This is a genomic window from Pimelobacter simplex (assembly GCF_900114845.1).
Classification (GTDB): Bacteria; Actinomycetota; Actinomycetes; order Propionibacteriales; family Nocardioidaceae; genus Nocardioides; species Nocardioides simplex.
The window spans coordinates 364,332-389,715 of the sequence record NZ_FOUK01000006.1 but is presented as its reverse complement, the minus strand read 5'-3'; the positions used below and the strand labels follow the sequence as shown (position 1 = coordinate 389,715).

Below are 25,384 nucleotides of genomic sequence, written 5' to 3'. Positions count from 1 at the left end.
CATGGGCAAGTACGACCAGCCGGCACGACGGCCGGCGGTGGTCGCCGGCGCCTCCTCCGGGATCGGCGCCGAGACCGCGCGGTGCCTGGCGGCCGCGGGCTTCCCGGTCGCGCTCGGCGCCCGCCGGGTCGAGCGCTGCGAGGAGATCGCCGCCGAGATCCGCGCCGCCGGGGGAGAGGCCGTCGCGCACCCGCTCGACGTCGCCTCCGACGAGTCGGTCGCGACGTTCGCGGCGAAGGCGGCCGCCGACCTCGGCGACGTCGAGGTCGTCGTCAGCAATGCCGCACTGATCGGACCGGGCGCGCTGCTCGAGACCGACAGCGCGCGGCTGGCCGCCGAGGTCGACGTCAACCTGCTCGGCCCGCACCGGCTGGTCCGGGCGTTCGTCCCGGCGATGGTGGCGCGGACCCGTGGCGACATCGTCTTCGTGTCCTCCGACGTCGCGCTGCGCGCCCGGCCCTACATGGGCGGCTACAGCGCGACGAAGGCCGGCCTGGAGGGGCTCGTGGCCTCGCTGCAGATGGAGCTCGAGGGCACCGGCGTGCGCGCGTCCGTGGTCCGGCCCGGGCCGACCTGGAGCGAGATGGGCATGGACTGGGAGCCCGACGCCGCGGCCAAGGTCCTCAACGAGTGGATGAAGTGGGGCCATGCCCGGCACTCGCACTTCCTCAAGGCGTCGGCCATCGCCGACGTCATCACGTCCGTCGTCAGCGCGCCGCGCGGCGTCCACCTGAGTCCTGTCGACGTCAACCCCGAAGCACCAGTGGAGTCATCGTGACGCTTGCCGACATCCCCGAGGTCTCCACGGTCCTCGACGACCAGAGTCCCGACGTGCCCGCGATCATCAAGGGCACCGGCCACCTGCCGGAGATGCGGGTCGACCCGATCGGGCTGTTCGACCGGGTCCGCGCCGAGTGCGGGGACGTCGGCCGGTTCCGGCTCGCCGACAAGGACGTCGTGCTCGTGACGGGCGCGGAGGCCAACGAGGCGTTCTTCCGGGCGCCGGAGGACGTGCTCGACCAGGCCGCGGCGTACCCCTTCATGACGCCGATCTTCGGCAAGGGCGTGGTCTTCGACGCCTCGCCGGAGGAGCGCCAGCAGATGCTGAAGAACCAGGCGCTGCGCGGCGAGCAGATGCGCGGGCACGCGCAGACCATCGAGGCCGAGATCCGCCGCATGGTCGCGGACTGGGGGGCCGAGGGCGAGATCGACCTGCTCGACTTCTTCGCCGAGCTGACGATCTACACGACGTCGTCCTGCCTGATCGGGAAGCCCTTCCGTGAGGAGCTCGACAGCTCGTTCGCGCACCACTACCACGAGCTCGAGCGCGGCACCGACGCCATCGCGTACGTCGACCCCTACGCCGACATCGAGTCGTTCGCGCTGCGCGACGCCGCACGGGTGCGGCTGGTCGCGCTGGTGCAGGACATCATCGACCGGCGGGTTTCGACAGGCTCAACCAGCGACAGACGGTTGGTGGCCAAGGAGGAGCGCGACCTGCTCGACGTCCTCATCTCGATCGACATGAACGCCGACACGATCACCGGCATCTTCATCTCGATGATGTTCGCCGGGCACCACACCTCGTCCGGCACGGCGTCCTGGGCGATGATCGAGCTGCTCCGCAACCCGTCGGTGCTGTCCGACGTCGTCTCCGAGCTCGACGCGCTGTACGCCGACGGCTCGGAGGTGTCGTTCCAGGCGTTGCGCTCGATCCCCGTGCTGGAGGCGGCGCTCAAGGAGACGCTGCGGCTGCACCCGCCGCTGATCATCCTGATGCGGCTGGTCCAGGAGGACTTCGAGCTGCTCGGCCACACGATCCCCGCGGGCACGCTGATCGCCGCCTCGCCGAAGGTGTCGAACCGGATCGAGGCCGACTTCCCCGACGCGGCGTCGTTCGACCCCGGTCGCTACATCGACCCGCGGCAGGAGGACCTGCAGAACCGCTGGACGTGGATCCCGTTCGGCGCCGGCAAGCACCGCTGCGTCGGCAACGCGTTCGCGATGATGCAGATGAAGGCCATCTTCTCGGTGGTGCTGCGCGACTTCGAGTTCGAGATGGCCCAGCCCGCCGAGGACTACCGCGACGACTGCTCCAAGATGGTGATCCAGCTCGAGCAGCCGTGCCGCGTCCGCTACCGCCGGCGGTCGCGATGAGCTTCCGCGTCGTCGCCGACACGAGCATCTGCCAGGGCCACCAGCTCTGCCAGGGCGAGGCGCCCGACGTGTTCGGCTTCGACGACGACGCCGACACCGTGCTGCTGCTCGAGGAGCACCCCGACGAGTCGCGTCGGGACGACGTGACCACCGCCGTGAAGTACTGCCCTGCCTTCGCACTCTCGATCGAGGAGAACTGATGTCACTGACCCGCGCTGAGATCGAGGAGTTCTGGGACTCCTGGCTGGCCGTCAACCGCGAGGCCGAGCGCACCGGCGACTGGCGGGTGATGGCCGACTGGTACGCCGAGGACGCCAGCTACGGCTGGATGTACTCCCACGACGAGCACTTCATGGCGATGGGCCGCGACCAGATCCGGGACTGGGCGATCGGCATCGAGATGGACGGCTTCGACGGCTGGCACTACGACTACGTGTGCACGGTGATCGACGAGCAGAAGTCGATGATCGTGGGCTTCTGGAAGCAGCGCTCGGGCATCCTCGACGACAACGGCGAGGAGTACGAGATCCTCGGTCTCGGTGGCTCGTGGTTCGGCGTCGAGCGGCAGACCGCCGGACCGGACGCCGGCCAGGTCAAGATCGCGTGGCAGCGCGACTGGTTCGACATGCCGTCGACCGCCCACACCTTCCTGTCGATCATCCAGGACGGCAAGGCGTCCGAGCGGCTGCTCGAGCGGATGTCGGTGACCGGCCACGGCGTGCCCGGGCACTACCACCGCAAGGACCTGCCCTCGACGGTGTGGCCGCCGCCGGTCGAGCGCGGCGACTACGTCACCCAGGAGCCGGTCTCGTGACGGCGCTGCCGCCCCCGGCCCAGCAGCTGATCGACGGCAAGCTCGTCGCGGCGTCGTCCGGGGCGACCTACCCGATCGTGAATCCCGCGACGGGACTGGAGATCGGCGTTGCTCCCGACGGCACGGCCGAGGACGTCGAGGCCGCGATCGCCGCCGCCCGGCGCGCGTTCGACGAGTCGGCATGGCCGACCGACCTCGCGCTGCGGGTGCGCTGCCTGCGCCAGCTCCACACGGCGCTGCTCGAGCACGCCGACGCCTTCCGGGCGCTGACCACCGCCGAGGTGGGGATGCCGGGCTTCATGATGGGCGCGGCCGGGTTCGACGTGCCGGTCGACGGGCTGAAGTGGGTCACCGACCTCGCCGAGACCTACGCGTTCGAGGCCGACCTCGGCGTCGCGGCGCCGATGGGCATCCCCTCGCGCCGGACCGTACGACGTGAGCCCGTCGGCGTCGTCGCCGCGATCACGCCGTGGAACGTGCCCACGCAGATCAACCTCGCCAAGGTCGGCCCGGCGCTCGCGGCCGGCTGCACCGTCGTCCTCAAGCCGGCGCCGGACACCCCGTGGGTGGCCGCCGAGCTCGGCCGCCTGGTCGCCGAGCACACCGACATCCCGCCCGGCGTCCTCAACGTGGTGACGCCGCGCTCCAACGAGGTCGCCGCGGTGCTCTCGACCGACCCGCGCGTCGACATGGTCTCGTTCACCGGGTCGACCGGCGTGGGCCGGGCGATCATGGCCGCGGCCGCTCCCACGCTGAAGAAGGTCTTCCTCGAGCTCGGCGGCAAGTCCGCCGCCATCGCGCTCGACGACGCCGACGTCGCCGCCGTCGCGGGGGCGACGGCGTTCGCCGCCTGCATCCACGCCGGCCAGGGCTGCGCCATCACGACCCGGCTGATCGTCCCGCGCGACCGCTACGACGAGGCCGTGTCGGTCGCCGCCGCCACCATGGAGTCGATCGGCGCCAAGGACCCCGCCGACCCCGGCGCGATCTGCGGCCCCGTCATCTCTGCCGTGCAGCGGGAGCGCGTCGCGGCGTACTTCGACGTCGCACGCGCCGAGGGCGGCACGTTCGCCACCGGCGGCGCGGTGATCGACCAGCCGGGCTTCTGGGTCCAGCCGACCGTCGTCTCCGGCCTCGACAGCTCCTCGCGCCTGGCGCAGGAGGAGATCTTCGGCCCGGTGCTCGTCGTCCTCCCGCACGACGGCGACGACGACGCCGTACGGATCGCGAACGACTCGGCGTACGGCCTCTCCGGCTCGGTCGACTCGGCGTCGCTGGAACGCGCTCGCGCGGTCGCCGCACGGATCCGGACCGGCACGCTCGCCGTCAACGGGGGCGTGTGGTTCAGCCCCGACGCCCCGTTCGGCGGCTACAAGCAGTCCGGCGTGGGGCGGGAGATGGGCGTCGCCGGGTTCGAGGAGTACCTGGAGACCAAGACGATCGCCGAGCCGGCCTGAGGCGCCGCGCGGCAGTTTCACCGCCTAGGCGGTGAAACTGCCGGTGGGCCCAGCGAATTCCGTGAGCCAACGTCCGGTTTCACCGCCTAGGCGGTGAAACTGCCAGCATGCGAGGAGCAGCAGGATGAGATTCGAGAACAAGGTCGTCGTCGTCACCGGCGCGGCGCAGGGGATCGGCGAGGCCTACGCCAAGGCGCTCGCCGCCGAGGGCGCGGCGGTCGTCGTCGCCGACGTGAACGCCGAGGCGGGGGAGCAGGTCGCGAAGCAGATCGAGGCGGACGGCGGCCAGGCGCTGTTCGTGCGCTGCGACGTGTCGTCGGCCGAGTCCGCGCAGGCGCTCGTCGCCGCGACCGTCGAGCGCTTCGGGGGGATCGACGGGCTGGTCAACAACGCGGCGATCTACGGCAGCATGGAGTTCGACCTGCTCATCAGCGTCGACTGGGACTACTACCGCCGCTTCATGAGCGTCAACATGGACGGCGCGCTGGTGATGACGCGTGCGGTCTACCCCGAGCTGCAGAAGCGCGGCGGCGGCGCGATCGTCAACCAGTCGAGCACCGCGGCCTACCTCTACTCCGGCTTCTACGGGCTGGCCAAGGTGGGCGTCAACGGCCTCACCCAGCAGCTCGCGCACGAGCTCGGCGGCATGAGGATCCGGGTCAATGCGATCGCCCCCGGGCCGACCGACACCGAGGCGACGCGGGTCCAGGCCGGGGACGCCGCCAAGGAGCTGGTCAAGAACCTCGCGCTCAAGCGGATGGGCTCGGTGGACGACATGGTCGGGGCCTGCCTGTTCCTGCTCTCCGACGACGCGGGCTGGGTGACCGGGCAGATCCTCGCGGTCGACGGCGGCCAGACGTTCCGCGCATGAGTGCCCCGCTGCGGGCGGGTTTCGTCGGCCTCGGCAACATCGGCAAGCCGATGGCGCTGCGCCTCGCGGCGGCCGACGGCGTCGACCTCCACGTCCACGACGTCGCGCCGGAGCCGGTCGCCGAGCTGGTCGCCGCCGGCGCCACCGCCGCGGGATCGGTCGCCGCGCTGGCGGCCGCGGTCGACGTCCTCTTCGTGATGGTGCGCGACGACGAGCAGGTGCGTGCGGTCGCCGAGGAGGCCGGGCCGGGCACGGTCGTCGTCGTCCACTCGACCGTCGCGCCGGGGACGCCGGCGGCGCTCGAGGCGGCCGGCCTGACCGTGCTCGACGCGCCCGTGAGCGGCGGCCCGATGGGTGCCGCCGACGGCAGCCTGGCGATCATGGTCGGCGGTGACGACGAGGCGTTCGCCGCGGCCCGCCCGGTGCTGGAGGCGATGGGCGCCAAGGTCGTGCACGCCGGACCGGTCGGCGCCGGCACCCGGATGAAGCTGGCCCGCAACCTCATCCACTTCGTCGCGTTCACCGCGGTCACCGAGGCGCAGCGGCTCGCCGAGGTCGCCGGCCTCGACCTCGTCGCGCTCGGCGACGTCGTCCGGCACACCGACGCGATCACCGGTGGACCCGGCGCGATCATGCACCGCCCGACGACGGCACCGCTCGCCGCCGACGACTTCTGGCACGGCGTCTTCACCCACGTCGCCGCACTGGGGGAGAAGGACCTCGGCTTCGCGATCGCGCTGGCCGACGGGCTCGGCGTCGACGTACCGCTCGCCCGCCTGGCCCATGACCGCCTGGGCCCCGGCCTGGGCCTGACCCGAGGAGACCGCTGAGATGGGCAAGTTCGACGACCTCCCCGAGACCCGCCGCCGCGGCCTGGAGAAGATGGAGCAGGTCTACGGCTTCGACATGACCGACGGCAGCGGTGACTTCTTCCGCTACACCGCCGACCACCTCTTCGCCGAGATCTGGGAGCGTCCGGGCCTCACCGACCGGGACCGCCGGCTGCTCCTGATCGGGATGCTCGCGGGCCAGGGCGCCGCGGACGTGCTCGGCATCCAGGTCCCCGCGGCGCACGCCGCCGGAGAGCTGGACGACGAGGCGCTGCGCGAGATCGTCGTCTTCCTCAGCCACTACGCCGGATGGCCCCAGGGGGCCCGGCTCAACTCCATCGTCGAGGAGACCATCGCGAAGGCACGCCGTCACCGCGGCGACGCCGGGTGACCGCCCAGTTGTTAGCCTCGGAGGCGATGAGGCGCGAATCAGCGGAGGCAGTACCGGATCGTGCGGCGGTCCCGGTGGCCCCCGTGACGCTCGAGTCCCTTCTCGCCGTCCCCGGCGGGACCGCGGACGACGACGCCCGGCTGGGCGTGTGGTCGATCGCGACCGAGGGGGTCGGCGACGACGAGCTCGAGGTCGGGCGCTCCTGGCTCGACGCCGGTGAGCGCGAGCAGGCCTCGTCGTACGTCCGGGCCGAGCTGCGCCGCGCCTACGAGATCGCCCACGCCGCCGCCCGCCTCGTGGTGGGCGCCGCGACCGGCGCGGAGCCCCAGGACGTCGTCTGGGGCCGGCACGCCTGCCCCGGCTGCGGCGAGCCGCACGGCCGCCCGCGGGCCGAGGGCGCCGCGGTCGAGTTCTCGCTGTCCCACACGCCGGGTCAGGTCCTCGTCGCCGTCGCCGACGTCCCCGTCGGGGTCGACGTCGAGCGGCACCCGGACGACCCGGTCGCGCTGGCCAAGCTGCTGCACCCGCGCGAGACCGAGGAGATCGAGGCCGCCGCGCACGGCACGCTCGACGGCGGCCGGGCCACGGTCCGGTTCACCCGCGCGTGGGCGCGCACCGAGGCCTACCTCAAGGGGCTCGGCATCGGGCTGGGCCGCGACCCGCACCTCGACTACCTCGGCACCGACCAGGCCGCCGGACGCCGGCTCGGCGAGTGGTCGGTCCGCGACGTCACCGTGCCCGAGGGCTACGGCGCCGCACTGGCACTCCTGCGCTGACCGCCGGGCGCCGGACGGGACATGGCCCAGGTCACAGCGAAGGTTAAATCTTCCGCCTGAGGCCGGTCTTTACCCCAAAACCGCCATGGGACCGGGACTTTGGTCCCTAGTCTGCAGATGGGTCTGGCCGCCACCTCCGCTCGGGAGCTGACCGTGGCCAGAGAGGGAGCGTTGGTATCCCGTCGGCGGTGGGGCGCGGACGGAGTTCCGGTGCTCCTTCTTCGGTGCTCGGACACCGCCTGTTCGCACACGTTCCGACCGGTCGCGCCTCCCCTCAAACGCGACGCTGGGGGTTTGACCCATGATGTCCAGTTCAGCGCGCCGCTCGCGGCGCAGGGGCCGGGGGATCGCACTTCTCCTGCCCGCGGTGGTGCTCGCCTCCACCGCCTTCGCGGCGCCCGCGCTCGCGGACGACGTCGACTCCGACCCGGGCACGCCCGCGGTCAGCGAGACGCCCGCGCCGACGCCCGACCCGAAGCCGGCCCCGGAGCCCAAGCCGGCCCCGAAGCCGACCAACGAGCCGGACCAGGGCGGGTCCGGCTCGTCGTCCGACGACAAGCCGGCGGGGAAGCCGGACAAGCCGACGGGCGCCACCAGCACCGACGACGCCGAGCCCGCGACGCCGGCCGCGCCCGTCGAGGCACCGAAGACGCCGGCCAAGAAGGCCGCCGCCGTCGCGACGCCGTCCGCCGGCACGCTCTTCTCCGCCGCGGCGGCCGAGGACGAGCCGAACGAGAAGAAGGTCGTCGTCTGCAAGTACGTCTCGACGCCGCCGGGCGTCCTGCACCACATCGTCATCCCGAGCGTGAACTCGCTGCCGGGCTTCCCGGGCACCTTCCCGTGGGCCTTCGCGGACGCGCAGATCTCGGTGGCGATCCGCTACGCCAACGTCGGCGAGCAGGCCCACGACGTGTCGCTCTCGGAGTGCCCGACCCAGATCGCCAAGCCGGTCGTCCCCGTCACCGACGAGTGCGGCCCGGGCAACGCGGTCTACGGCGAGATCCCGGTCGGCAACTACACCGCCGTCCGCAACCCCGACGGCTCGATCACGCTCACCGCGGACGCCGGCTACCTGTTCTTCGGCGGCACCAAGACCGTCACCCTGCCGGTCCCGGTCGAGACCAACACCGCGGCCTGCCCCGAGCCGGCCGAGATCGCCCCGCCCGAGCTCGACGTCATCGACGAGTGCGGTCCGGGCAACGCCCACTACGAGCCCGTCCCGGCCAGCGACGACTACACGTCGGTGGTCAACCAGGACGGCAGCGTCACGCTGACCGCAGTCGCCCCGGCGACGTTCCCGGGCGGCGCTGCGACGTACACCTACCCGGTACCGACGGAGACCAACACGGCGGCCTGCCCGGTCAACGAGAAGAAGGTCGTCGTCTGCAAGTACGTCTCCACCCCGGGCGGCGTCCTCGACCACATCATCATCGTGAGCGTCAACACGCTGAAGGACTTCCCGGACCCCGCGGTCTTCCCGTGGCAGTTCCCGGACGCCCAGGACTCGGTCGCCATCCGCTACGCCCTCGACGGTGAGCAGGCCCACGACGTCAGCGACGTCGAGTGCCCGCAGGCCATCACCCCGCCGGAGGTCCCGGTGACCGACGACTGCGGTCCGGGCAACGCCGTGTACGGCGAGGTCCCGGCCGGCCACTACAGCGTCACCCGCAACCAGGACGGCAGCATCACGCTGACGGCCGACGCGGGCTGGACCTTCCCGGGCGGCGCGCCGACGTACAGCTACCCGGTGCCCGAGGACCAGAACGTGGCCTGCCCCGCGGCGATCACCCCGCCCGAGCTGGACGTGACGGACCCCTGCGGTCCGGGCAACGCGGTCTACGGCGAGGTGCCGGAGAACCAGGGCTACACGGTGACCCGCAACGAGGACGGCAGCATCACGCTGACGGCCGTGGGCAACACCGAGTTCCCGGGCGGCGCGCCGACGTACACCTACCCGGTGCCGACCGAGACCAACACCGAGGCCTGCCCGGTCGACGGCCGCGCGGTCGTCTGCTCGATCCCGATGAGCACCCAGGTGTCGGCGCGTGCCGACATCCCGGGCACCATCCTGATCCTCGACATCGCCGACCTGATCGCCAAGGGCTTCGCCGGCGTCTTCCCGTTCTCCTACACCGAGAACGGCGTCGAGTACGACGTCATCCGCGCCGCGGCGCCGGGCGAGACGGCCGACCAGGTCACCGGCATCACCTGCGGGGTCGACGACGTGGTGGTCAACCACCCGCCGAAGACGCCGGGTGAGGTCGGCGGCGTCACCACCGGCCTGCCCAACACCGGTGGCCCGGCCGGATGGCTGATCCCGGCCGGCGTGGCGATGGTCCTCGCGGGAGCCGCGCTGATGCTGCTCCGCCGTCGTGAGGCCTGAGGCCTGACCTGCTGAGGAGCGAACGACCGAGCCCGTGCCGACGACGTCGGCACGGGCTCGGCTTCTTCGGTGTCGGGTGCCCTCCCCGAGGCGGGTCAGCGTCGCGCGATCGCCACGCCTGCGAGCAGGAGCACGATGAACCACATGATCACGGCGGCAATCCACATCACGTAGGGATAGACGCAGTTGGGGGTGGTTCGGTTGCGGTGATCGGGCGACCGACTTGTGTCCTAGAGTGCGGGACGTGACGACGAGCCCGCGCGGCGCCCGGCGCAAGGCCCGCACCGCCACCGCGATCCTCGACGCCGCGGAGGGACTGTTCCGCGAGCGCGGGCTCCAGGCCACGACGATCGACGAGGTCGCCGAGGCGGCCGACGTCTCGGTGGGCTCGGTCTACGTGCACTTCAAGAGCAAGACCGGCCTCTATCTCGCCCTCGTCGAGCGGGCACTCGACCTCAACGAGCAGGCGATGGCACGGGTGCTCGACCTGGGGCTGGACAGCCCCTTGGAGCGGGTGCTCGCGGCGGGCGACGCGTACCTGCGCTTCCACCTCGAGCACCCCGGCGCCTTCCAGATGATCGCGCTGCGGGTGCTCGAGCCGGGCTCCGGCCAGAGCGACCCCGAGGTCGAGGAGCGCATCGCGGAACGGGTCGAGGCTCTCGTGGGCGCGGTTCAGGCCGACCTCGAGGCTGCCGTCCGGGCGGGGGAGATCCGCGCTGACGTCGACCTGGCCCGCGCCACCCGCTTCGTGTGGGGCGCCTGGAACGGCGTGATCGCGCTGTCCCTGCGCCAGGACCGGCTCCGCATCGACGACGACGAGCTCGCCGCGACGCTCGCTGTCGGTCGCCGCCTGCTCAGCGACGCGCTGCGCGCCGACGCCGCAGGGCAGTAGCCGCGAACCCCACGAAGCCCACCGACGTGGTCACGAACGAGCCCGCGACCGCCACCCGGTAGCGCCGGTCGTCGGCCAGCCCGGGCCGGAAGGCGAGCGGCAGGAAGAGCATCGCGTTGGTCCACGAGCCCGCCGCCAGCGTGCGCCGGAGGGGCGCCGGCGCGTCCGGCAGGGCCGCGCCGAGCGCCACGGTCGCCGTACCGAGGGCGGCGAGGTCGAGGTGCCACTGGCGCACCCGCGGCGTGCTCACGATGCCCAGGCGCCGAGCCCGCTCCTTGTCGGCGATCGCGAGCGTGTAGACCCACCCGGACAGAGCGCTCGCCGCGATCTCGACGGCCCCGGAGGTGGTGAGGGGGCTGGGGGTGGTGCTCATCGGGTGCTCTCCTCGGGCCGGTGGTGGCGCCGCTGCTGGGCCCGCGCGTAGGCGCGCCGGCCGACGGCGTTGTGGAAGTGCCACGCGGTCGCCGCGACGGCGCCTCGCCGCTGGAGCCAGAAGCGGTCGCTGGCGAAGGTGGGGGTCGCGCGCCCGAGGGTGACGTCGGCGAGCACCACGCCCGCGCCCTGGTCGCGGTCGCGGTAGGCGAGCACCCGGCCGCGGGCGTCGCAGATCTGGGCACCGCCCTCGAGCCGGCCGCGGTAGCGCAGCGGCGTCCCGAGGAAATCGCACGCCACCCGGCCGGCGTGGGCGGCGTGGACGACGGGGGCTCCGACGTACCGGGCGAAGGTGGCCGGCGCCGCCGTGGCCCGGGCGTGGTTGCGCCGTTCCGCTCCGCCGAGCAGGGGCCACTCCGGCAGGCTCCACCACCCCGACCCGCCGACCACGAGGTCGACCTCGCCGCCGAGGCGGGCAACCGTCTGGCTGCGCATCAGCTCCCAGCACAGGGCCACGCCCACCGTCGTACCGGCGACGTCGAGGCGGCCCGGGTCGCGCCCGCCGGTGTAGAGCGCGCTCTCCCACATCGTCGGCAGGTCCTTGTCGTGACGCCCGGCCAGCCCGTCCGGCCCGAAGAGCAGGAAGGCGTTGCGGACCTCGCCGTCCGGGTCGCGCACCAGCGTCGAGCCGCCGACGTGGATCCCGTGCCGCGTGGCCAGACCCGCGAGCAGCCGGGTCGGCTCGCCGTCGATGCTCGGCGCTCGCGCCGAGAGCTCCGGCAGGTAGCCGATGCCGGTCGAGAAGAACTCCGGCAGCACCACCCAGGTGGCGCCCGCCCGCACCGCCTGGTCGGCGAGCCGCGCGCAGTCGGCCAGGTTCGCATCGACGTCCCCGAGCCGCGCCTCGGTCTGCACCGCGGCGGCACGGATGGTTGTTGGAGTAGTGCTCATTATTGAACGCTACTGTAATTGTGGGCAGGCGGGGAAGGGCGTGCGAAGCCGGCCGGCCCGGACCTGACAGGATGGAGCCCGCGCCCCCGTAGCTCAGTGGATAGAGCAGCCGCCTCCTAAGCGAAAGGTCGTAGGTTCGACTCCTACCGGGGGCACCGCGTCGTTCGGGTCCCGCCCGTGCCCCTTTCCGGCAACCGCGCTGCGGCCTACTTCAGCTGCGACAGCAGCACGATCTCGCCCGTTGCGGACCGGCAACCTTCAGGGATGTCCGGAGCCTGGCTGGGATACGGCTCCGGGAGGAAGGCCCCGCCCCCCGAGAGCTCGTCGCCGAGGCCGAAGGACGTGCCGTCCAGGCTGACGCGCGCATCCTCGATTTCCACGTGCTTGGGCCAGATCAGCGGGTAGGTGGTCTGCTCGACCTTGATCCCCAGGCAGTCGCCGATCTTCGCGACGACGCCGCTCACCATCACGTCGCTCTCGCCCTCCAGGGCTCCGGTGGCGATCAGCACCGTGGCGCCCTCGACGGTCGCCTCCTCGTCGCTGCCTGCGCAACCGGCGGCGAGAGCTGAGAACGCCAGCAGCAGTGCGGCATTCCGGAGTCCACTGCGACGGGTCGTCACGGTCACGGAGCGTACGTGACGACGACGCCGATCTGAGGACGTGAGGTGGCGACTCTGTCCGTTCGTCCCGAAGGTGGCGATATGACCGGCGGCCGTGCTGTGCCGTGCTGGGCCGGGCGCGGCCAGGCGCGAGGGCCGCCGGGCGATTGGGCCAGCGGAGCGCTACCGGTGACAATGGAGGGGACGCCCTCGTGCTTGCCTCGGACCGTACGGTGGGCGTGGCGCCAACGGGGCGCCGATCGGCGGCTGGCTCGGCAGCGCAGTCGAGCACGAAGTTCCGCCCCCGGCGGCCCTACGACCAGGTGAACCATGACGCAGGACGTTGAGACGAGCCGCGCCGCCGGCGAGCCGAGTGCGCCCGGCAGCCGGGCCCGTCGGGTGCCGACCTCGCGGGCGAGCCGCGCCAGCCGTGACGTACGGCGTCCGCGCGGGCGCCGCTCCGGTGGGGGCCGGCGCAAGGCGCCGCAGCCGGGCAAGACCGTCTTCAAGGTGATCGCCGCGAGCCTCCTCTCGCTCGCCATGGCGACCGGCGTGGGCGTCGTCCTCGTCTACAACAACTGGAACGGCAACCTCAAGCGCGAGGACGTGTCGAAGCTCCTGTCGAACCGTCCCACCAAGGAGAAGGTGGCCGGCCCGAGCGAGCCGCTCAACATCCTCGTGATGGGCTCCGACACCCGCGCGGGTGAGGGCAACGGCATCGACGGCGAGGCCGGCGGCGGCCTGTCCGACACGACGATCCTCTTCCACGTCTCGGCCAACCGCGAGTTCGCCTACGGGATCTCGATCCCGCGCGACACCGCGGTGATGCGCCCCGAGTGCAGGCGCAAGGGTGGCGCGGTCGTGCCGGCGGCCAGCGGCTACGAGAAGTGGAACGCCGCCTACGCACTCGGTGGCCCCTCGTGCACGATCCAGCAGTTCGAGCAGCTCTCGAAGATCCGCGTCGACAAGTACGTCGTCCTCGACTTCAACCACTTCAAGGACATGGTCAACGCGCTCGGCGGCGTCGAGGTCTGCATCCCCGAGGACATCGACGACAACGAGCACAACATCCACCTCAAGGCGGGCACCCGAGAGATCAAGGGCGCCGAGGCGCTGACGTACGTGCGGGTGCGCTACCGCGTGGGCGACGGCACCGACACCCAGCGGACCCGCCGCCAGCAGGCGTTCATCGGCTCGATGATCAACAAGGCGCTGTCGGCCGACATGCTGGCGCGCCCCGACCACCTGATCGGGTTCCTGAACGCCGCGACGGCGTCGCTGCAGACCGACTTCAAGACGGTCGCCCAGATGGCCGACCTCGCGGTCACCGCGCGGGGGATCGGCGCCGACAACATCAAGTTCGTCACCACCCCGTGGGCCTACTCCGACAAGGTCAGCGGCGGCATCGAGTGGACGCCCGAGGTGCTCAAGCTGTGGCAGCTGGTCCGCAAGGACAAGCCGCTCACCCCCGAGTTCCTCAAGGACGCGCTGAGCGCCGGCGACAAGCCCGACGGCACCGCGTCGGCCACCGGCACCGCGTCCGGGACGCCGGGTGGCACCGGTACCGGCACTGCTACCGACGGCCCGAGCGGCACCCCCAGCGGGACGCCGGGCGGCACGGCCAGCAACGGCCAGCCGGGTCAGAACCCCACCCAGGACGGCGGCCTGTCGACCAGCGGCCGCGAGCAGGCCGGGCTCTGCACGTGAGCGAGCAGCCGTCCGGTCGTCGTCCGGAGTCGGACTGGGAGCGCAAGCGGCGCCTCGCCGAGGTCTTCGGGGACACCCTCCCCGAGACCACCTCCGACGAGCGGGACGACGCCGACCGCGCCGACCGGGCCGGCCGCGAGGCCGGCAACGACCAGTGGCTGAGAGCGCAAGTGCCGCCTCACCACGGTCGGACCGGGTGAGACGGCACTCGTTCTTGCTGGCGGCGCCTGAGGCGCCGGGCGATCAGGGGCGCGAGACGGTGAGCGCGTCGCGGATCTCGGTGAGCAGCTGGAGCTGCTCGTCCGGGCCCTCGGGCGCGTCGGGGAAGAAGCGCTCCTTGGCCTTGGTGTAGGGCACGACGACGAAGAAGTAGACGACCGCGGCCATCACCACGAAGGCGATCGTGGCGTTGATGAACGGGGCGACGTCGACCTTGGCGATCAGGATCTTCCCGACCTCCTTGGCGCCGCCGGCCTTGGCGACGAAGGCGACCAGCATGTCGGTGAACGTCTTCACGACCGCGGCGAACGCGGTGCCGATGATGAACGCGACCGCGAGGTCGACCAGGTTGCCCTGGAGCAGGAACTTCTTGAAGCCGGACATTTTCTCTCCTCTTCCCGAGGTTTTCTGTGTGGAGGCGGTGGGGGGCCCGAAGAAACTAACCGCGACTCCATGTATAAGTCACGTAACCGGCCACGGAGGCGGCCGTGACGTGGTACACGTCGCCCGAGCGTAGGGCGAGCACGACGAGGCGGCCGGGAAGCGCGCCGTCGTCGGAGTCCGAGCGCGCGGGGACGGCGAGCACCACCGCCGCGCGGGCGAGCACCGTGCTGGGACCGCCTCCGCGGGGGTCGGTCGCGAGCAGGTCGACGACGTCGCCGGCGGCCAGCAGGGCGGCCTGACCCGCGTCGGCGAGCCGGACCGGCGCCGCGACCGTGTCCGCCGGCTGCCCGGCGGCGAGCCCGGGCCCGACCAGCCGGACGTCGGTCAGCGGCTCCCCGCGCCGCAGCGGCGCGGCCAGCGCGTGCCCGAGCGGTGCGCCCGCGGGCTCGACGGCGCCGGCGGGCCGGTCCTGGCGTGCGAGGTGGGTCGTGGTCAGGTCGCCGCGCCCGAGCACCTGGCCGGCCGGGAGGTCGCGAGCGGCGACCAGCACGGGCGTGCTCGGCGGCGCCGGTGGGGCCAGCGCCCGCACGCCGGTCACGGCCGCGCCGGCGACCAGGAGCGCGGCGAGGAGACGGCGGTGGCGCAGCAGGCGCCGTCGTACGGTGGTGCGGGTGAGGGCGAGGCGCCCGGTCAGGTCCATGCCCGCGACGGTAGGCCGGGACGGCGCCGGGTGCCGGCGTCCTCCACAGGGCCCCGGGATCAGGCGGGCGAGGCCGCCGCGCTGGTGCTCGACCCGCCCGCGCTGGACGAGCTGGACGACGACGAGCTGCTCGACGACGACGAGTCGGACGAGCTCGACGAGCCGGACGAGCTCGACGAGCCGGACGAGCTCGACGAGCCGGACGAGCCCGACGAGGAGGCGGCGGGTGCCGACGCGGTGGTGCTCGAGCGGCTGTCGGTCTTGTAGAAGCCCGAGCCCTTGAAGACCACGCCGACCGAGCTGAACAGCTTGCGCAGGCGCCCGGTGCACTCCGGGCACGTGGTGAGCGCGTCGTCGCTGAAGCTCTGGACCTGCTCGAAGGCGTGACCGCACTCGGTGCACTGGTACTGGTACGTGGGCATCGATGTTCTCCGGATTGGCACTCTCGACTTTCGAGTGCCAATGCTACGTCACGCACCCTCGTCCGGGCACAATGGCGTCACCATGGTGGAGGCAGACAACGGCGTGGACGCCGCGACGACCAGCAGGCCCCGACCGTGGCCCCGGGCACTGCGCTGGGCGAGCGTGGTGGGGGTGCTGCTCGTGCTCGCGCTCGTGGCGGGCCTGACCACCTCGGTCGTCCTGGTGCGCAAGTCGTGGCCGCAGACGTCGGGCGAGCTGACCCTCAACGGGCTCGAGGGTGAGGTCCGGGTGGTGCGCGACGACGCCGGCATCCCGCAGATCTACGCCGACTCGACCCACGACCTGATGCTCGCCCAGGGCTTCGTGGCCGCCCAGGACCGCTTCTTCGAGATGGACGTGCGGCGGCACGCGACCGCCGGGCGCCTCTCCGAGCTGTTCGGCGACGCGGGCCTCGAGAGCGACCTGGTGGTGCGCACCCTCGGCTGGCGGCAGGTCGCCGAGGAGGAGCTCCCGCTCCTCAAGCCGGCGACCCGCAGCGCGCTCGACGCCTACGCGCAGGGCGTCAACGCCTACATGGAGAGCCAGTCGCTCTCGGAGATGTCGCTGGAGTACACCCTCCTCGACCTCACCGGCCTCGACTACAAGCCCGAGAAGTGGACGGCGGTCGACTCGATCGCCTGGCTCAAGGCGATGGCCTGGGACCTGCGCGGCAACCTCGACGAGGAGATCGGCCGGGCACTGACCAGCGCCGTGGTGGGCTCGGAGCGCGCGGCCGACCTCTACCCGGCGTACCCCTACGACCAGCACGCGCCGATCGTCGAGCAGGGCGGGATCGCCGGCGACCGGTTCGACCAGGAGCTCGAGACCGGCGGCCGGCGGCTGCAGCGCCCGCCGCTCGCGCCCGGCGCGGTGCGCGCGCTGTCGTCGGTGCGGGCCGTGCTCGACGGCGTCCCGGCGCTGCTCGGCAAGGGGGACGGCATCGGTAGCAACGCCTGGGTCGTCGACGGCGACCACACCGACACCGGCGCCCCGATCCTGGCCAACGACCCGCACCTGGGCATCTCGCTGCCCGGGGTGTGGACCCAGGTCGGCCTGCACTGCCGCTCCGTCTCGGCGGCCTGCCCCTACGACGTCGCGGGCTTCAGCTTCTCCGGTGTGCCGGGCGTGGTGATCGGCCACAACCGCGACATCGCCTGGGGGTTCACGAACCTCGGCCCCGACGTGACCGACCTGTACGTCGAGCGGGTCCGCGGCGACACCTGGCAGTACGACGGCCAGCAGCTCCCGCTCACGCTCCGCAAGGAGACGATCGAGGTCAAGGGCGGTGACGACGTCGAGATCACCGTCCGCTCGACCAGCCACGGCCCGCTGCTCTCCGACCTGGCGAGCTCGGCCGCCGAGGCCGGCGTCGACCTGACCGACGACGGGCTGGTCGACCAGGTCGGCGAGGTCGGCACGGCGGGTCTCGACGGCGACGGCGAGGAGCACGCGATCTCGCTCGCGTGGACCGCGCTGACCCCGCGCCCCACCGCCGACGCGCTGCTCGCCCTCGACCGGGCGAGCGACTGGACCGAGTTCCGCGCGGCGCTCGAGGACTTCGCCGCCCCCGGCCAGAACGTCGTCTACGCCGACACCCAGGGCCACATCGGCTACCAGGCCACCGGTCTGGTCCCGATCCGGCGGGCCGGCAACGACGGCCGGCTCCCGGCCGCGGGCTGGCGCCGCGACACCGACTGGACCGGCCGCTACATCCCCTACGACGAGCTGCCCAACGTGCTCGACCCCGCCTCGGGGATCATCGCCACCGCCAACCAGGCCGTGATCGACCCGGGCCGCTACGCGCCCTACCTCACCTCCGACTGGGACCAGGGCTACCGCTCCGATCGCATCGGCAAGCTGCTCGCGGCCGACGACGAGCTGAGCGTCGGCACGATGAGCGCCATCCAGCTCGACGACTGGAGCGCCATCGGCGAGGTGCTCACGCCCTACCTCCTCGAGGTGGACCTGCCGCGCGGCTACTACGCGGCGGGCCAGCGGCTGCTGCGCTCCTGGAACTTCCGCGAGGGCACCGACAGCGCCGCCGCGGCGTACTTCAACGCGGTGTGGCGCCAGGTGCTGCACCGCACGTTCGCCGACGAGCTCCCCGAGGGCCTGCGTCCCGACGGCGGCGACCGCTGGTTCTCGGTGCTGGCGAGGCTGCTGCCGCGGGCGCGCGCGTCGTGGTGGGACGACGTCAGCACCGACGACAAGGTCGAGCGCCGCAACGACATCCTGCGCGCGTCGATGATCGCCGCGCGCGACGAGCTCACCGCGCTGGAGTCCCCGGACCCCGACGAGTGGTCGTGGGGCGGGCTGCACCAGCTCGACCTCCGCTCGGCGACGCTGGGGGAGTCGGGGATCGGCATCGTCGAGCGGCTCTTCAACCGCGGCGGCTGGAAGGTCGGCGGCGGCAGCTCGCTCGTCAACGCGACGTCCTGGGACGCCCGCGAGGGCTACGGCGTGACCACCGCCCCCTCGATGCGGATGGTGGTGCCACTCGACGACCTCGACGCGGCCCGCTGGGTCAACCTGACCGGCGTCTCGGGCCACGCCTTCCACCCGAACTACACCGACCAGACCGATCTGTGGGCGCGCGGCGAGACGCTGCCGTGGGCGTTCTCGGAGAAGCGGGTCGACGAGGCCGGCGAGGACGTCCTGCTGCTCAAGCCGTGAACCGGACGACGCCGGCCGGCGTCGCGGCAGCGGTGACCGGCCGGTCGTGGGGCTCGGCGGGGACGGCGGGCAGCAGCTCGTCGTCGTACAGCAGGACGCAGGTGAAGGTGCCGACCGGCACCCGGGCGAGCGCGCGGTCGTAGGAGCCGCCGCCGCGCCCGAGCCGGCGTCCGTCGGGCGCGGCCGCGAGCCCCGGGACGAGGACGACGTCCGCCGTGGCGATCGCGTCGACGCCGAGCGCCGGACCGACCGGCTCGAGCAGTCCCCGGCGGGCCGGGGCGAGCGAGGTGGGCCCGTGGTAGCGCGCCCAGTCGAGGTCGTTGTCCGCCAGCAGCACCGGCAGCAGCACGTGCTTGCCGGCCTCGGCGAGGCGGTCGAGGAGGGCGGTCGTGCCGGGCTCGGTGCCGACCGAGACGTAGGCCGCGACGGTGGCCGCACGGCGTACCTCGTCGGTGCCGAGGAGGTGCTCGGCGAGCGCCCGGGCCGCCTCGCCGACCTCCGTCAGGGGGCGCCGCCGGCGCGCGGTGAGGAGCTGGTCGCGGACCGCGGTCTTGGCCGCTCCTTGGCACGGATGTGGAGCCGTCACCAGTCCAGCCTACGATCGGGAGTATGGGTATGACTGGTCGCAGCGGCGGTCTCGAGAAGGCGCGGGCGAAGATGCTCGATGCCGGGGTGGACGCGGTCGCCGTCGACACCTTCGCGCACTACTACCGGCTGCTGGAGCACGGCGAGACCGGGATGATCCCCGAGTCGAGCATCGAGCCCGTCGACATCGAGAGCCTCGCCGACGTCGAGGTCCCCGACGAGGTCGCGGCCGACGCGGTCGCCAAGACGGTGGCGATCAAGCTCAACGGCGGCCTCGGCACGTCGATGGGCATGGAGCGGGCCAAGTCGCTGCTGTGCGTGCGGCGCGGGCTGTCGTTCCTCGACATCATCGCCCGCCAGGCGCTGCACCTGCGCCAGCGCACCGGCGCGCGGCTGCCGCTGATCTTCATGAACTCGTTCCGGACCTCCTCCGACACCCTCCACGCGCTCGGTCGCTACGAGGACCTCGCGACCGAGGGCCTGCCGCTGGAGTTCCTGCAGAACCGCGAGCCCAAGCTGCTCACCGCCGACCTCACGCCGGCGTCCTGGCCCAAGGACCCGGACCTGGAGTGGTGTCCGCCCGGGCACGGCGACATCTACACCGCGCTGCGCGGCACCGGTCTGCTCGACCGGCTGATCGAGCAGGGCTACCACTACGCCTTCGTCTCCAACTCCGACAACCTCGGCGCCGTCGCCGACCCGCGCGTCGCGGGCTGGTTCGCCCAGAGCGGCGCCCCGTTCGCTATCGAGGCGGTCCGCCGCACGGTCTCCGACCGCAAGGGCGGCCAGTTCGCGCGCCGCAAGGCCGACGGCCGGATCGTGCTGCGCGAGACCGCCCAGACCCTCGCCGACGACAAGGCCGCCGCGGCCGACCTCGAGAAGCACCGCTTCACCTCGACCAACAACCTCTGGTTCGACCTGCGGGCGATGAAGGCCAAGCTCGACGAGCGCGACGGCATCCTCGGCCTGCCGCTGATCCGCAACATCAAGCACCTCGACCCGGCCGACCCCTCCTCGCCCGAGGTGGTCCAGATCGAGACCGCGATGGGCGCGGCGATCGAGGTCTTCGAGGGGGCCCGGCTGATCGAGGTCGGCCGCGACCGGTTCATCCCGGTCAAGACCACCAACGACCTGCTGGTGCTGCGCTCCGACGTCTACGAGATCGGTGGCGACTTCGCGCTCACCCAGGTCGCCGCCGACGTTCCCTACGTCGACCTCGACGACGAGCACTACAAGCTGGTCGGCGAGTTCGACAAGCGCTTCCCCGAGGGTGCGCCCTCGCTGGCCAAGGCGTCGTCGTTCAAGGTCGACGGCGACTGGACCTTCGGGCACGGTGTGCAGGTCGTCGGCTCGGTCGAGCTCGAGGGACGCGGCGCCCAGCGGGTGCCGGCCGGCGAGGTGCTCTCCGGGACGGATGACTGACGCCGCTCGGGTGCCGTCCGTCGCGGAGCACCGCGCCCGGGTCCTGGCCGGAGTGGAGCCGCTCGCCGGCACCGAGACCGTGCCCCTGGTGGCCGCGCTCGGCCGCCGGCTCGCCGCGGACGTCGTGGCGACGCTCGCCGTGCCGCCCTTCGACCACTCGGCGATGGACGGCTTCGCCGTCCGGACCGCCGATCTCGTCGAGGTGCCGGTCGCGCTGCCGGTCTCCGGCGTCGTCGCGGCGGGCGACGAGGTCGTCCCGCTGAAGGAGGGGACGGCCGTCCGGATCATGACCGGCGCCGAGGTGCCGCCCGGCGCCGACGTGGTCATCCCGTTCGAGTGGACCACCGGCGACGACCCGGTCCGGATCGAGCGCGTCGCCGCGCCCGGCCGGCACATCCGCCGCGCCGGCGAGGACGTCGCTGCGGGCGAGGTCGCCGTGGTCGGCGGTGCGCGGCTGGGCCCGGCCCGGCTGGGGCTGCTCACCTCGGTCGGCGCGACCGAGGTGGAGGTCCGGGTGCGCCCGCGGCTCGCCGTCGTCTCGACCGGCGCGGAGCTGGTCGGCGGCCAGGTCCCCGACAGCAACACCCCGACGCTCCTGGCTGCCGCCCGGGCGGCGGGCGCGGACGCGACCGGCTTCGGTCCGGCGCCCGACGACCCGGACCGCTTCCTCGCCGTCCTCGCGGCGGCCGCGGAGGCGGCGGACGTCGTCGTCACCACCGGCGGCATCTCGGCCGGCGACCACGACGTCGTCAAGGCGGCGCTGCGCGGGCGCGACGGCTTCTGGTTCGGCCCGGTCGCGATGAAGCCCGGCCGGCCGCAGGGCTGCGGCGCGCTCGTCACCGGTGACGGACGCCGGGTCCCCGTCGTCACGCTGCCGGGGACGCCGATCGCGGCATACGCCTCCTTCTTGCTCTACGTGGTCCCGCTGCTGCGCACGCTGGCCGGGACGGCGTGGGAGCCGGTCACCGCCCCGCTCGCCGAGGCCGTCACCGCCTCCGACCGGACCGTGCTGCTGCCCGCCCGCCACGTCGAGAACGGCCGGGTCGCGGCGCTGCCCGGGCACGCCGGGCACTCCCAGCGCCTGCTGGCGGCGGCCGACGCGTTGCTCGTCGTACCGCCAACCGGGAGGCTGGTCCCCGAGGGCACCCCGGTCGAGGTGCTCGCCCTGCATCCCGAGGAGGAGCCCCATGGCTGACGAGCAGGCCCGGTTGACCCACGTCGACGCGTCGGGTGCCGCGCGGATGGTCGACGTGTCGGCCAAGGACGTGACCCGCCGGGTGGCGACCGCGTCGGGCCGGGTGCTGGTCTCGCCGGAGGTCGTCGCCCTGCTGCGCGGCGAGGGCGTGCCCAAGGGCGACGCGCTCGCCGTCGCCCGGATCGCCGGGATCATGGGCGCCAAGCAGACGCCCGCCCTCATCCCGCTGTGCCACCCGCTCGCCGTCTCCGGCGTCACCGTCGACCTCACCGTCGCCGACGACGCCGTCGAGATCGCCGCCAGCGTCAAGACCACCGACCGCACCGGCGTCGAGATGGAGGCGCTCACCGCGGTCTCGGTGGCCGCGCTCACCGTGGTCGACATGGTCAAGGCGGTCGACAAGGCCGCGGTCATCACCGACATCCGGGTCGAGACCAAGACCGGCGGCAAGTCGGGGGACTGGGCCCGATGAGCTCGGTGCCCGGGCTGCCCGCCGTCGTGGTCGTGGCGTCCAACCGCGCCGCCGCCGGCGTCTACGACGACACGACCGGTCCGCTCCTCGTCACGGCCCTGCGCTCCTGGGGCCTCGTCGTCGACGAGCCCGTCGTGGTCCCGGACGGCGATCCGGTCGGCGCGGCCATCGCCGAGGCGGTGCGCGCGGGTGCCCGGGTCGTGCTGACCACCGGCGGCACCGGGCTCACCCCCACCGACCGCACGCCCGAGGTGACCGCGCCGCTGCTCGACCGCGAGGTGCCCGGCCTGGCCGAGGCGATCCGTGCCGCCGGCGTCGCCAAGGGCGTGCCGACCGCCGTGCTCTCCCGGGGCCTGGCCGGCGTCGCCGGCACCACCCTGGTCGTCAACCTGCCCGGCTCGCGCGGCGGGGTGAAGGACGCGCTCGCCGTGCTCGAGCCGGTCCTGGTCCACGCCGTCGAGCAGATCGTCGGGAGCGACCATTGAGCGAGGCTCCCCGTGAGCGGATGGTCGTCGGGGTCCCCGGACGCGCCTGGCCGAACGAGCTGATCTCCGGCACCGACCCCGTCGTCCGGCTGCGCCCGATCGCGCGCAGCGACGCCCGGGCCTGGCGCGCCGCCCGGCGCCGCAACGCCGTCTGGCTCGCCCGCTGGGACGCCACCGCCCCGCCGGGCGCCGACGCCCGGCCGACGTCCTTCCGGGTGCTCGTGCGGCGGCTGCGCAAGGCGGCGCGGCGCGGGACGACGTACCCCTTCGTGGTCGAGGTCGACGGCGTCTTCGCCGGCCAGGTCAGCGTCAACAACATCGTGCGCGGCTCGGCGCAGTTCGCGTCGGTCGGCTACTGGATCGACCAGCAGTTCGCCGGCCGCGGCGTCATCCCGCGGGCCGTGGCGATGGTGATCGACCACTGCTTCTTCGTCGCCGGGCTGCACCGGATCGAGATCTGCATCCGTCCCGAGAACTCCAACTCGCTGCGCGTGGTCGAGAAGCTCGGCGTGCGCGAGGTCGGCTACGCGCCGCGCTTCCTGCACATCGACGGGGACTGGCGCGACCACCGGATCTTCGCGATCACCAAGGAGGAGGCGCCGCGCGGCGTCCTCGCCCGGCTCGACCACCCCACTCCGGACTGACCGCCGCGCAGGTGAATCACATGCGTCACATCAATCAATTCGTGACACACCGATGGACATGCGCCTCACATTGAGGTAGCGCTCCTAACCTCTCGGTGTGGACCTGAGCGCACTCATCTTCGTCGCACTGGCGGTGGCCTGGGTCGTCTACCTCGTGCCGAAGGCACTGCGTCACCACGAGGAGGACGCCGTCAGCCGCTCGGTCGACCGCTTCTCCGACCGCATGCGCGTGCTCGCCCGGCGCGAGGCGGTCTCGTCCAGCGCGGCCGCGCTCGTCACCGGCACCGCGTCGGCCGCGTCGGCTCCGTCGGCTCCGTCGGCTGAGCCTGTCGAAGCCCCCACGAAGCAGACCACGAAGCAGCCCGCGGCGCCCACCCCTGCGCCGCGTGCCCTCCGCTCGCCCGTGGCCCGCCGGGCCGCTGCCCGTCGCGCCGCCCAGCGCCGGCGCCGGGTCCTCGGTGTGCTGGTCCTGCTCAACGTCGTCGTCGCCGGCCTCGCCGTCGGCGCCGTCGTCGCGGCCCCCTGGATCGCCGCCCCGCTCACCCTCCTGGTCGCCTGGCTCGTCGCCTGCCGCCTGATAGTCCGCAACGAGCGCGCCGCCCGGGCCGCCGTCCTCGCGCCGGCCCGCCGGCGACGTCGTACCCTGGCCGACGAGGAGATCGCCGCCGAGGACGCCGCGACCGACACCGCCCCCGAGCCCGACCTCCCGGCCGAGCCCGGCGGCGTCGTCGCCGAGCTGGCCGACGACGACACCGGCGAGATCCCCGCGATCACCGCCGAGGTCGCCGACGGCTGGACCCCGGTCGCCGTCCCGCTCCCGATGTACGTGGCCAAGGCCCCCGCCGGCCGCACGGTCCGCACCATCGACCTCGACGCCACCGGCGTCTGGAGCTCGGGCCGCAACGAGGCCGACTCCCAGCTCGCCCGCGAGGCGGACTCCCAGCGCAGCGCCGACGCCGCAGCGGCCGCAGCCGCCGCGGACGCCGACGAGCGCCGCGCCACCGGCAGCTGATGCCGCGGTTGTCCCGTCCCGGCCCGGGTAACGCCGGTCCATGACCGACGAGACCCAGCCGAACCGTCCCACCGACGAGACCGCCGCCGACCGCCAGGCCGCGCAGCAGGCGCGCGAGCAGGAGAAGAAGTACGGCGACTCCGCCACCGCCGTCTCTCCCGACACCCAGCACGCCGACCCCGGCGAGGCCCTCGGCGACGCCGCCTCCGGCACGTCGTCCCGGGGCCAGTCGACCACCTTCGACGACCCGCCCAAGCCCCGCGCCAGCTCGAACGTCGACCGCGGCCCGCACGGCGACGAGCAGCCCCGCCCCGCCGGTCACGCCGACGACGACCGCGCCTGACCGCAGCCCGCGGCCGCGAGGGACGGGCCCGATTCGGACCTCCCGGAGCACGGGTGCTACCGTTTCTCCTCGCTTGGGGGTGTGGCGCAGTTGGTAGCGCGTCTCGTTCGCAATGAGAAGGTCAGGGGTTCGAATCCCCTCACCTCCACAAGCAAGCAAGAACCGGCAGGTCGCCTGACCTGCCGGTTCTCGCGTTTTCGGCTCTCGCGTCGCGCGGGGAGCTGCACGCGCGGATCCGCCACGCTGAGCCATTGCTCACGTGTCGGTGTACCCGCGGCCGCCAGGGAGACGCAGAGAGACTCTCGCACGTCCGGAGGTCGTTCATCAGATCCAAGCCGGACCCGGTCTGCGGAGATACTGGGGAAGGTGCGAGTCTCGGTCCCGTGGTCGCGAGCGACTCGTCTCCCACCTACGCGTGGGCGGTGGCGGGGCTCCGCGAGCCGGCGACGGGCGCCCCGCACCTCGTCCCAGCCGCATTCTGGTCCCGCCGAGGACCAGGAGGACGTCGGCCGGGGGCGAGTCCCGCGCCTTCCATCGGTCGGTCGGTGACTTCGACGGCTCTCAGCTCCGGCGCAGGCCGATCTCCGT

General features: G+C 73.0%; 28 protein-coding genes and 2 tRNA genes. 23 read left to right on the top strand and 7 right to left on the bottom strand.

What is annotated here, in order from left to right:
* Position 1: 1 nt before the first annotated feature.
* The 11 genes from BM223_RS24135 (at position 2) to BM223_RS24085 (ending at position 10,571) form a co-directional block, all read left to right on the top strand.
* A complete protein-coding gene (locus BM223_RS24135; protein WP_038677058.1) occupies positions 2-778 on the top strand; it encodes an SDR family oxidoreductase in 777 nt (258 codons plus the stop codon).
* Positions 775-2,157 (top strand): cytochrome P450, encoded by a 1,383-nt coding sequence (locus BM223_RS24130; RefSeq protein WP_082003548.1) that lies wholly within the window; start codon positions 775-777, stop codon positions 2,155-2,157. Before BM223_RS24135 ends, BM223_RS24130 begins: the two co-directional genes overlap by 4 nt.
* Positions 2,154-2,357 (top strand): ferredoxin, encoded by a 204-nt coding sequence (locus BM223_RS24125; RefSeq protein ID WP_038683519.1) that lies wholly within the window; start codon positions 2,154-2,156, stop codon positions 2,355-2,357. Before BM223_RS24130 ends, BM223_RS24125 begins: the two co-directional genes overlap by 4 nt.
* Entirely contained in the window at positions 2,357-2,971 is a 615-nt protein-coding gene (locus tag BM223_RS24120) for a hypothetical protein (RefSeq protein ID WP_052138252.1), read from the top strand. The genes BM223_RS24125 and BM223_RS24120 overlap by 1 nt, the downstream gene beginning before the upstream one ends.
* Positions 2,968-4,428, top strand: coding sequence for an aldehyde dehydrogenase (locus BM223_RS24115; RefSeq protein ID WP_038677060.1), 1,461 nt, complete (start codon positions 2,968-2,970; stop codon positions 4,426-4,428). Before BM223_RS24120 ends, BM223_RS24115 begins: the two co-directional genes overlap by 4 nt.
* A 124-nt stretch (positions 4,429-4,552) precedes the next feature.
* Positions 4,553-5,299, top strand: coding sequence for an SDR family oxidoreductase (locus tag BM223_RS24110; RefSeq protein WP_038677061.1), 747 nt, complete (start codon positions 4,553-4,555; stop codon positions 5,297-5,299).
* Positions 5,296-6,129 carry an NAD(P)-dependent oxidoreductase gene (locus tag BM223_RS24105; protein ID WP_038677062.1) on the top strand — a complete coding sequence of 278 codons (834 nt, stop codon included), beginning with the start codon at positions 5,296-5,298 and terminating at the stop codon, positions 6,127-6,129. The genes BM223_RS24110 and BM223_RS24105 overlap by 4 nt, the downstream gene beginning before the upstream one ends.
* A gap of 1 nt (position 6,130) precedes the next feature.
* On the top strand, positions 6,131-6,520 hold the full coding sequence (locus tag BM223_RS24100; RefSeq protein ID WP_038677063.1) for a carboxymuconolactone decarboxylase family protein: 390 nt from the start codon (positions 6,131-6,133) through the stop codon (positions 6,518-6,520).
* A gap of 83 nt (positions 6,521-6,603) precedes the next feature.
* Positions 6,604-7,296 carry a 4'-phosphopantetheinyl transferase family protein gene (locus BM223_RS24095; RefSeq protein WP_141267140.1) on the top strand — a complete coding sequence of 231 codons (693 nt, stop codon included), beginning with the start codon at positions 6,604-6,606 and terminating at the stop codon, positions 7,294-7,296.
* Positions 7,297-7,663: 367 nt separating this feature from the next.
* Entirely contained in the window at positions 7,664-9,679 is a 2,016-nt protein-coding gene (locus BM223_RS24090) for an LPXTG cell wall anchor domain-containing protein (RefSeq protein WP_052138254.1), read from the top strand.
* A gap of 244 nt (positions 9,680-9,923) precedes the next feature.
* Complete coding sequence (locus tag BM223_RS24085; RefSeq protein ID WP_052138255.1) at positions 9,924-10,571, top strand: TetR/AcrR family transcriptional regulator; 648 nt, start codon at positions 9,924-9,926, stop codon at positions 10,569-10,571.
* Here BM223_RS24085 and BM223_RS24080 read toward each other — a convergent pair.
* Both BM223_RS24080 and BM223_RS24075 read right to left on the bottom strand, forming a co-directional pair.
* A complete protein-coding gene (locus BM223_RS24080) occupies positions 10,534-10,944 on the bottom strand; it encodes a hypothetical protein (protein ID WP_038677066.1) in 411 nt (136 codons plus the stop codon). The genes BM223_RS24085 and BM223_RS24080 overlap by 38 nt on opposite strands.
* On the bottom strand, positions 10,941-11,894 hold the full coding sequence (locus BM223_RS24075; RefSeq protein WP_038677067.1) for a carbon-nitrogen hydrolase family protein: 954 nt from the start codon (positions 11,892-11,894) through the stop codon (positions 10,941-10,943). The genes BM223_RS24080 and BM223_RS24075 overlap by 4 nt, the downstream gene beginning before the upstream one ends.
* A gap of 82 nt (positions 11,895-11,976) precedes the next feature.
* Here BM223_RS24075 and BM223_RS24070 point away from each other — a divergent pair.
* Positions 11,977-12,049, top strand: a tRNA-Arg gene (locus tag BM223_RS24070).
* Between the two features lie 51 nt (positions 12,050-12,100).
* Here the strand turns inward: BM223_RS24070 and BM223_RS24065 are convergent.
* Positions 12,101-12,514 (bottom strand): hypothetical protein, encoded by a 414-nt coding sequence (locus BM223_RS24065; protein WP_141267139.1) that lies wholly within the window; start codon positions 12,512-12,514, stop codon positions 12,101-12,103.
* A 309-nt stretch (positions 12,515-12,823) separates the two neighbouring features.
* On the opposite strand from BM223_RS24065, the gene BM223_RS24060 reads away from it, so the two are divergent.
* Together BM223_RS24060 and BM223_RS24055 are read left to right on the top strand one after the other, a co-directional pair.
* Positions 12,824-14,200, top strand: coding sequence for an LCP family protein (locus BM223_RS24060; RefSeq protein WP_082003550.1), 1,377 nt, complete (start codon positions 12,824-12,826; stop codon positions 14,198-14,200).
* Positions 14,197-14,400, top strand: coding sequence for a hypothetical protein (locus tag BM223_RS24055; protein WP_038677069.1), 204 nt, complete (start codon positions 14,197-14,199; stop codon positions 14,398-14,400). Before BM223_RS24060 ends, BM223_RS24055 begins: the two co-directional genes overlap by 4 nt.
* A gap of 43 nt (positions 14,401-14,443) precedes the next feature.
* Here BM223_RS24055 and BM223_RS24050 read toward each other — a convergent pair whose 3' ends face one another.
* Genes BM223_RS24050 through BM223_RS24040 form a run of 3 tightly spaced genes read right to left on the bottom strand, consistent with a single transcriptional unit; the run spans position 14,444 to position 15,925 of the window.
* Positions 14,444-14,803, bottom strand: coding sequence for a large conductance mechanosensitive channel protein MscL (locus tag BM223_RS24050; protein ID WP_038677070.1), 360 nt, complete (start codon positions 14,801-14,803; stop codon positions 14,444-14,446).
* Between the two features lie 55 nt (positions 14,804-14,858).
* Complete coding sequence (locus BM223_RS24045; RefSeq protein WP_052138256.1) at positions 14,859-15,503, bottom strand: SAF domain-containing protein; 645 nt, start codon at positions 15,501-15,503, stop codon at positions 14,859-14,861.
* Positions 15,504-15,562: 59 nt separating this feature from the next.
* Positions 15,563-15,925 (bottom strand): FmdB family zinc ribbon protein, encoded by a 363-nt coding sequence (locus BM223_RS24040; RefSeq protein WP_038677071.1) that lies wholly within the window; start codon positions 15,923-15,925, stop codon positions 15,563-15,565.
* Positions 15,926-16,007: 82 nt separating this feature from the next.
* On the opposite strand from BM223_RS24040, the gene BM223_RS24035 reads away from it, so the two are divergent.
* Entirely contained in the window at positions 16,008-18,638 is a 2,631-nt protein-coding gene (locus BM223_RS24035; protein WP_082003551.1) for a penicillin acylase family protein, read from the top strand.
* On the opposite strand, the gene BM223_RS24030 is transcribed toward BM223_RS24035, so the two are convergent.
* Positions 18,628-19,224 (bottom strand): 5-formyltetrahydrofolate cyclo-ligase, encoded by a 597-nt coding sequence (locus BM223_RS24030; protein ID WP_038677072.1) that lies wholly within the window; start codon positions 19,222-19,224, stop codon positions 18,628-18,630. The genes BM223_RS24035 and BM223_RS24030 overlap by 11 nt on opposite strands.
* Positions 19,225-19,253: 29 nt before the next feature.
* Here BM223_RS24030 and BM223_RS24025 point away from each other — a divergent pair, with 29 nt between their 5' ends.
* From BM223_RS24025 to BM223_RS23990, 8 genes are all read left to right on the top strand, one after another.
* Positions 19,254-20,645, top strand: a complete 1,392-nt coding sequence (locus tag BM223_RS24025) for a UTP--glucose-1-phosphate uridylyltransferase (protein ID WP_038677073.1) — start codon at positions 19,254-19,256, stop codon at positions 20,643-20,645.
* Positions 20,638-21,840, top strand: coding sequence for a molybdopterin molybdotransferase MoeA (locus tag BM223_RS24020; RefSeq protein WP_038677074.1), 1,203 nt, complete (start codon positions 20,638-20,640; stop codon positions 21,838-21,840). Before BM223_RS24025 ends, BM223_RS24020 begins: the two co-directional genes overlap by 8 nt.
* Positions 21,833-22,312 carry a cyclic pyranopterin monophosphate synthase MoaC gene (gene moaC / locus BM223_RS24015; RefSeq protein WP_038677075.1) on the top strand — a complete coding sequence of 160 codons (480 nt, stop codon included), beginning with the start codon at positions 21,833-21,835 and terminating at the stop codon, positions 22,310-22,312. Before BM223_RS24020 ends, moaC begins: the two co-directional genes overlap by 8 nt.
* Positions 22,309-22,797: a MogA/MoaB family molybdenum cofactor biosynthesis protein gene (locus tag BM223_RS24010; protein ID WP_038677076.1), complete on the top strand. Its 489-nt coding sequence runs from the start codon at positions 22,309-22,311 to the stop codon at positions 22,795-22,797. The genes moaC and BM223_RS24010 overlap by 4 nt, the downstream gene beginning before the upstream one ends.
* Positions 22,794-23,441, top strand: a complete 648-nt coding sequence (locus tag BM223_RS24005) for a GNAT family N-acetyltransferase (protein ID WP_235319123.1) — start codon at positions 22,794-22,796, stop codon at positions 23,439-23,441. Before BM223_RS24010 ends, BM223_RS24005 begins: the two co-directional genes overlap by 4 nt.
* 97 nt (positions 23,442-23,538) lie before the next feature.
* A complete protein-coding gene (gene sepX / locus BM223_RS24000; protein ID WP_038677077.1) occupies positions 23,539-24,453 on the top strand; it encodes a divisome protein SepX/GlpR in 915 nt (304 codons plus the stop codon).
* A gap of 40 nt (positions 24,454-24,493) precedes the next feature.
* Positions 24,494-24,796, top strand: coding sequence for a hypothetical protein (locus BM223_RS30150; protein WP_038677078.1), 303 nt, complete (start codon positions 24,494-24,496; stop codon positions 24,794-24,796).
* A 75-nt stretch (positions 24,797-24,871) separates the two neighbouring features.
* Positions 24,872-24,944: transfer RNA gene (locus BM223_RS23990), tRNA-Ala, on the top strand.
* Positions 24,945-25,384: the final 440 nt, after the last annotated feature.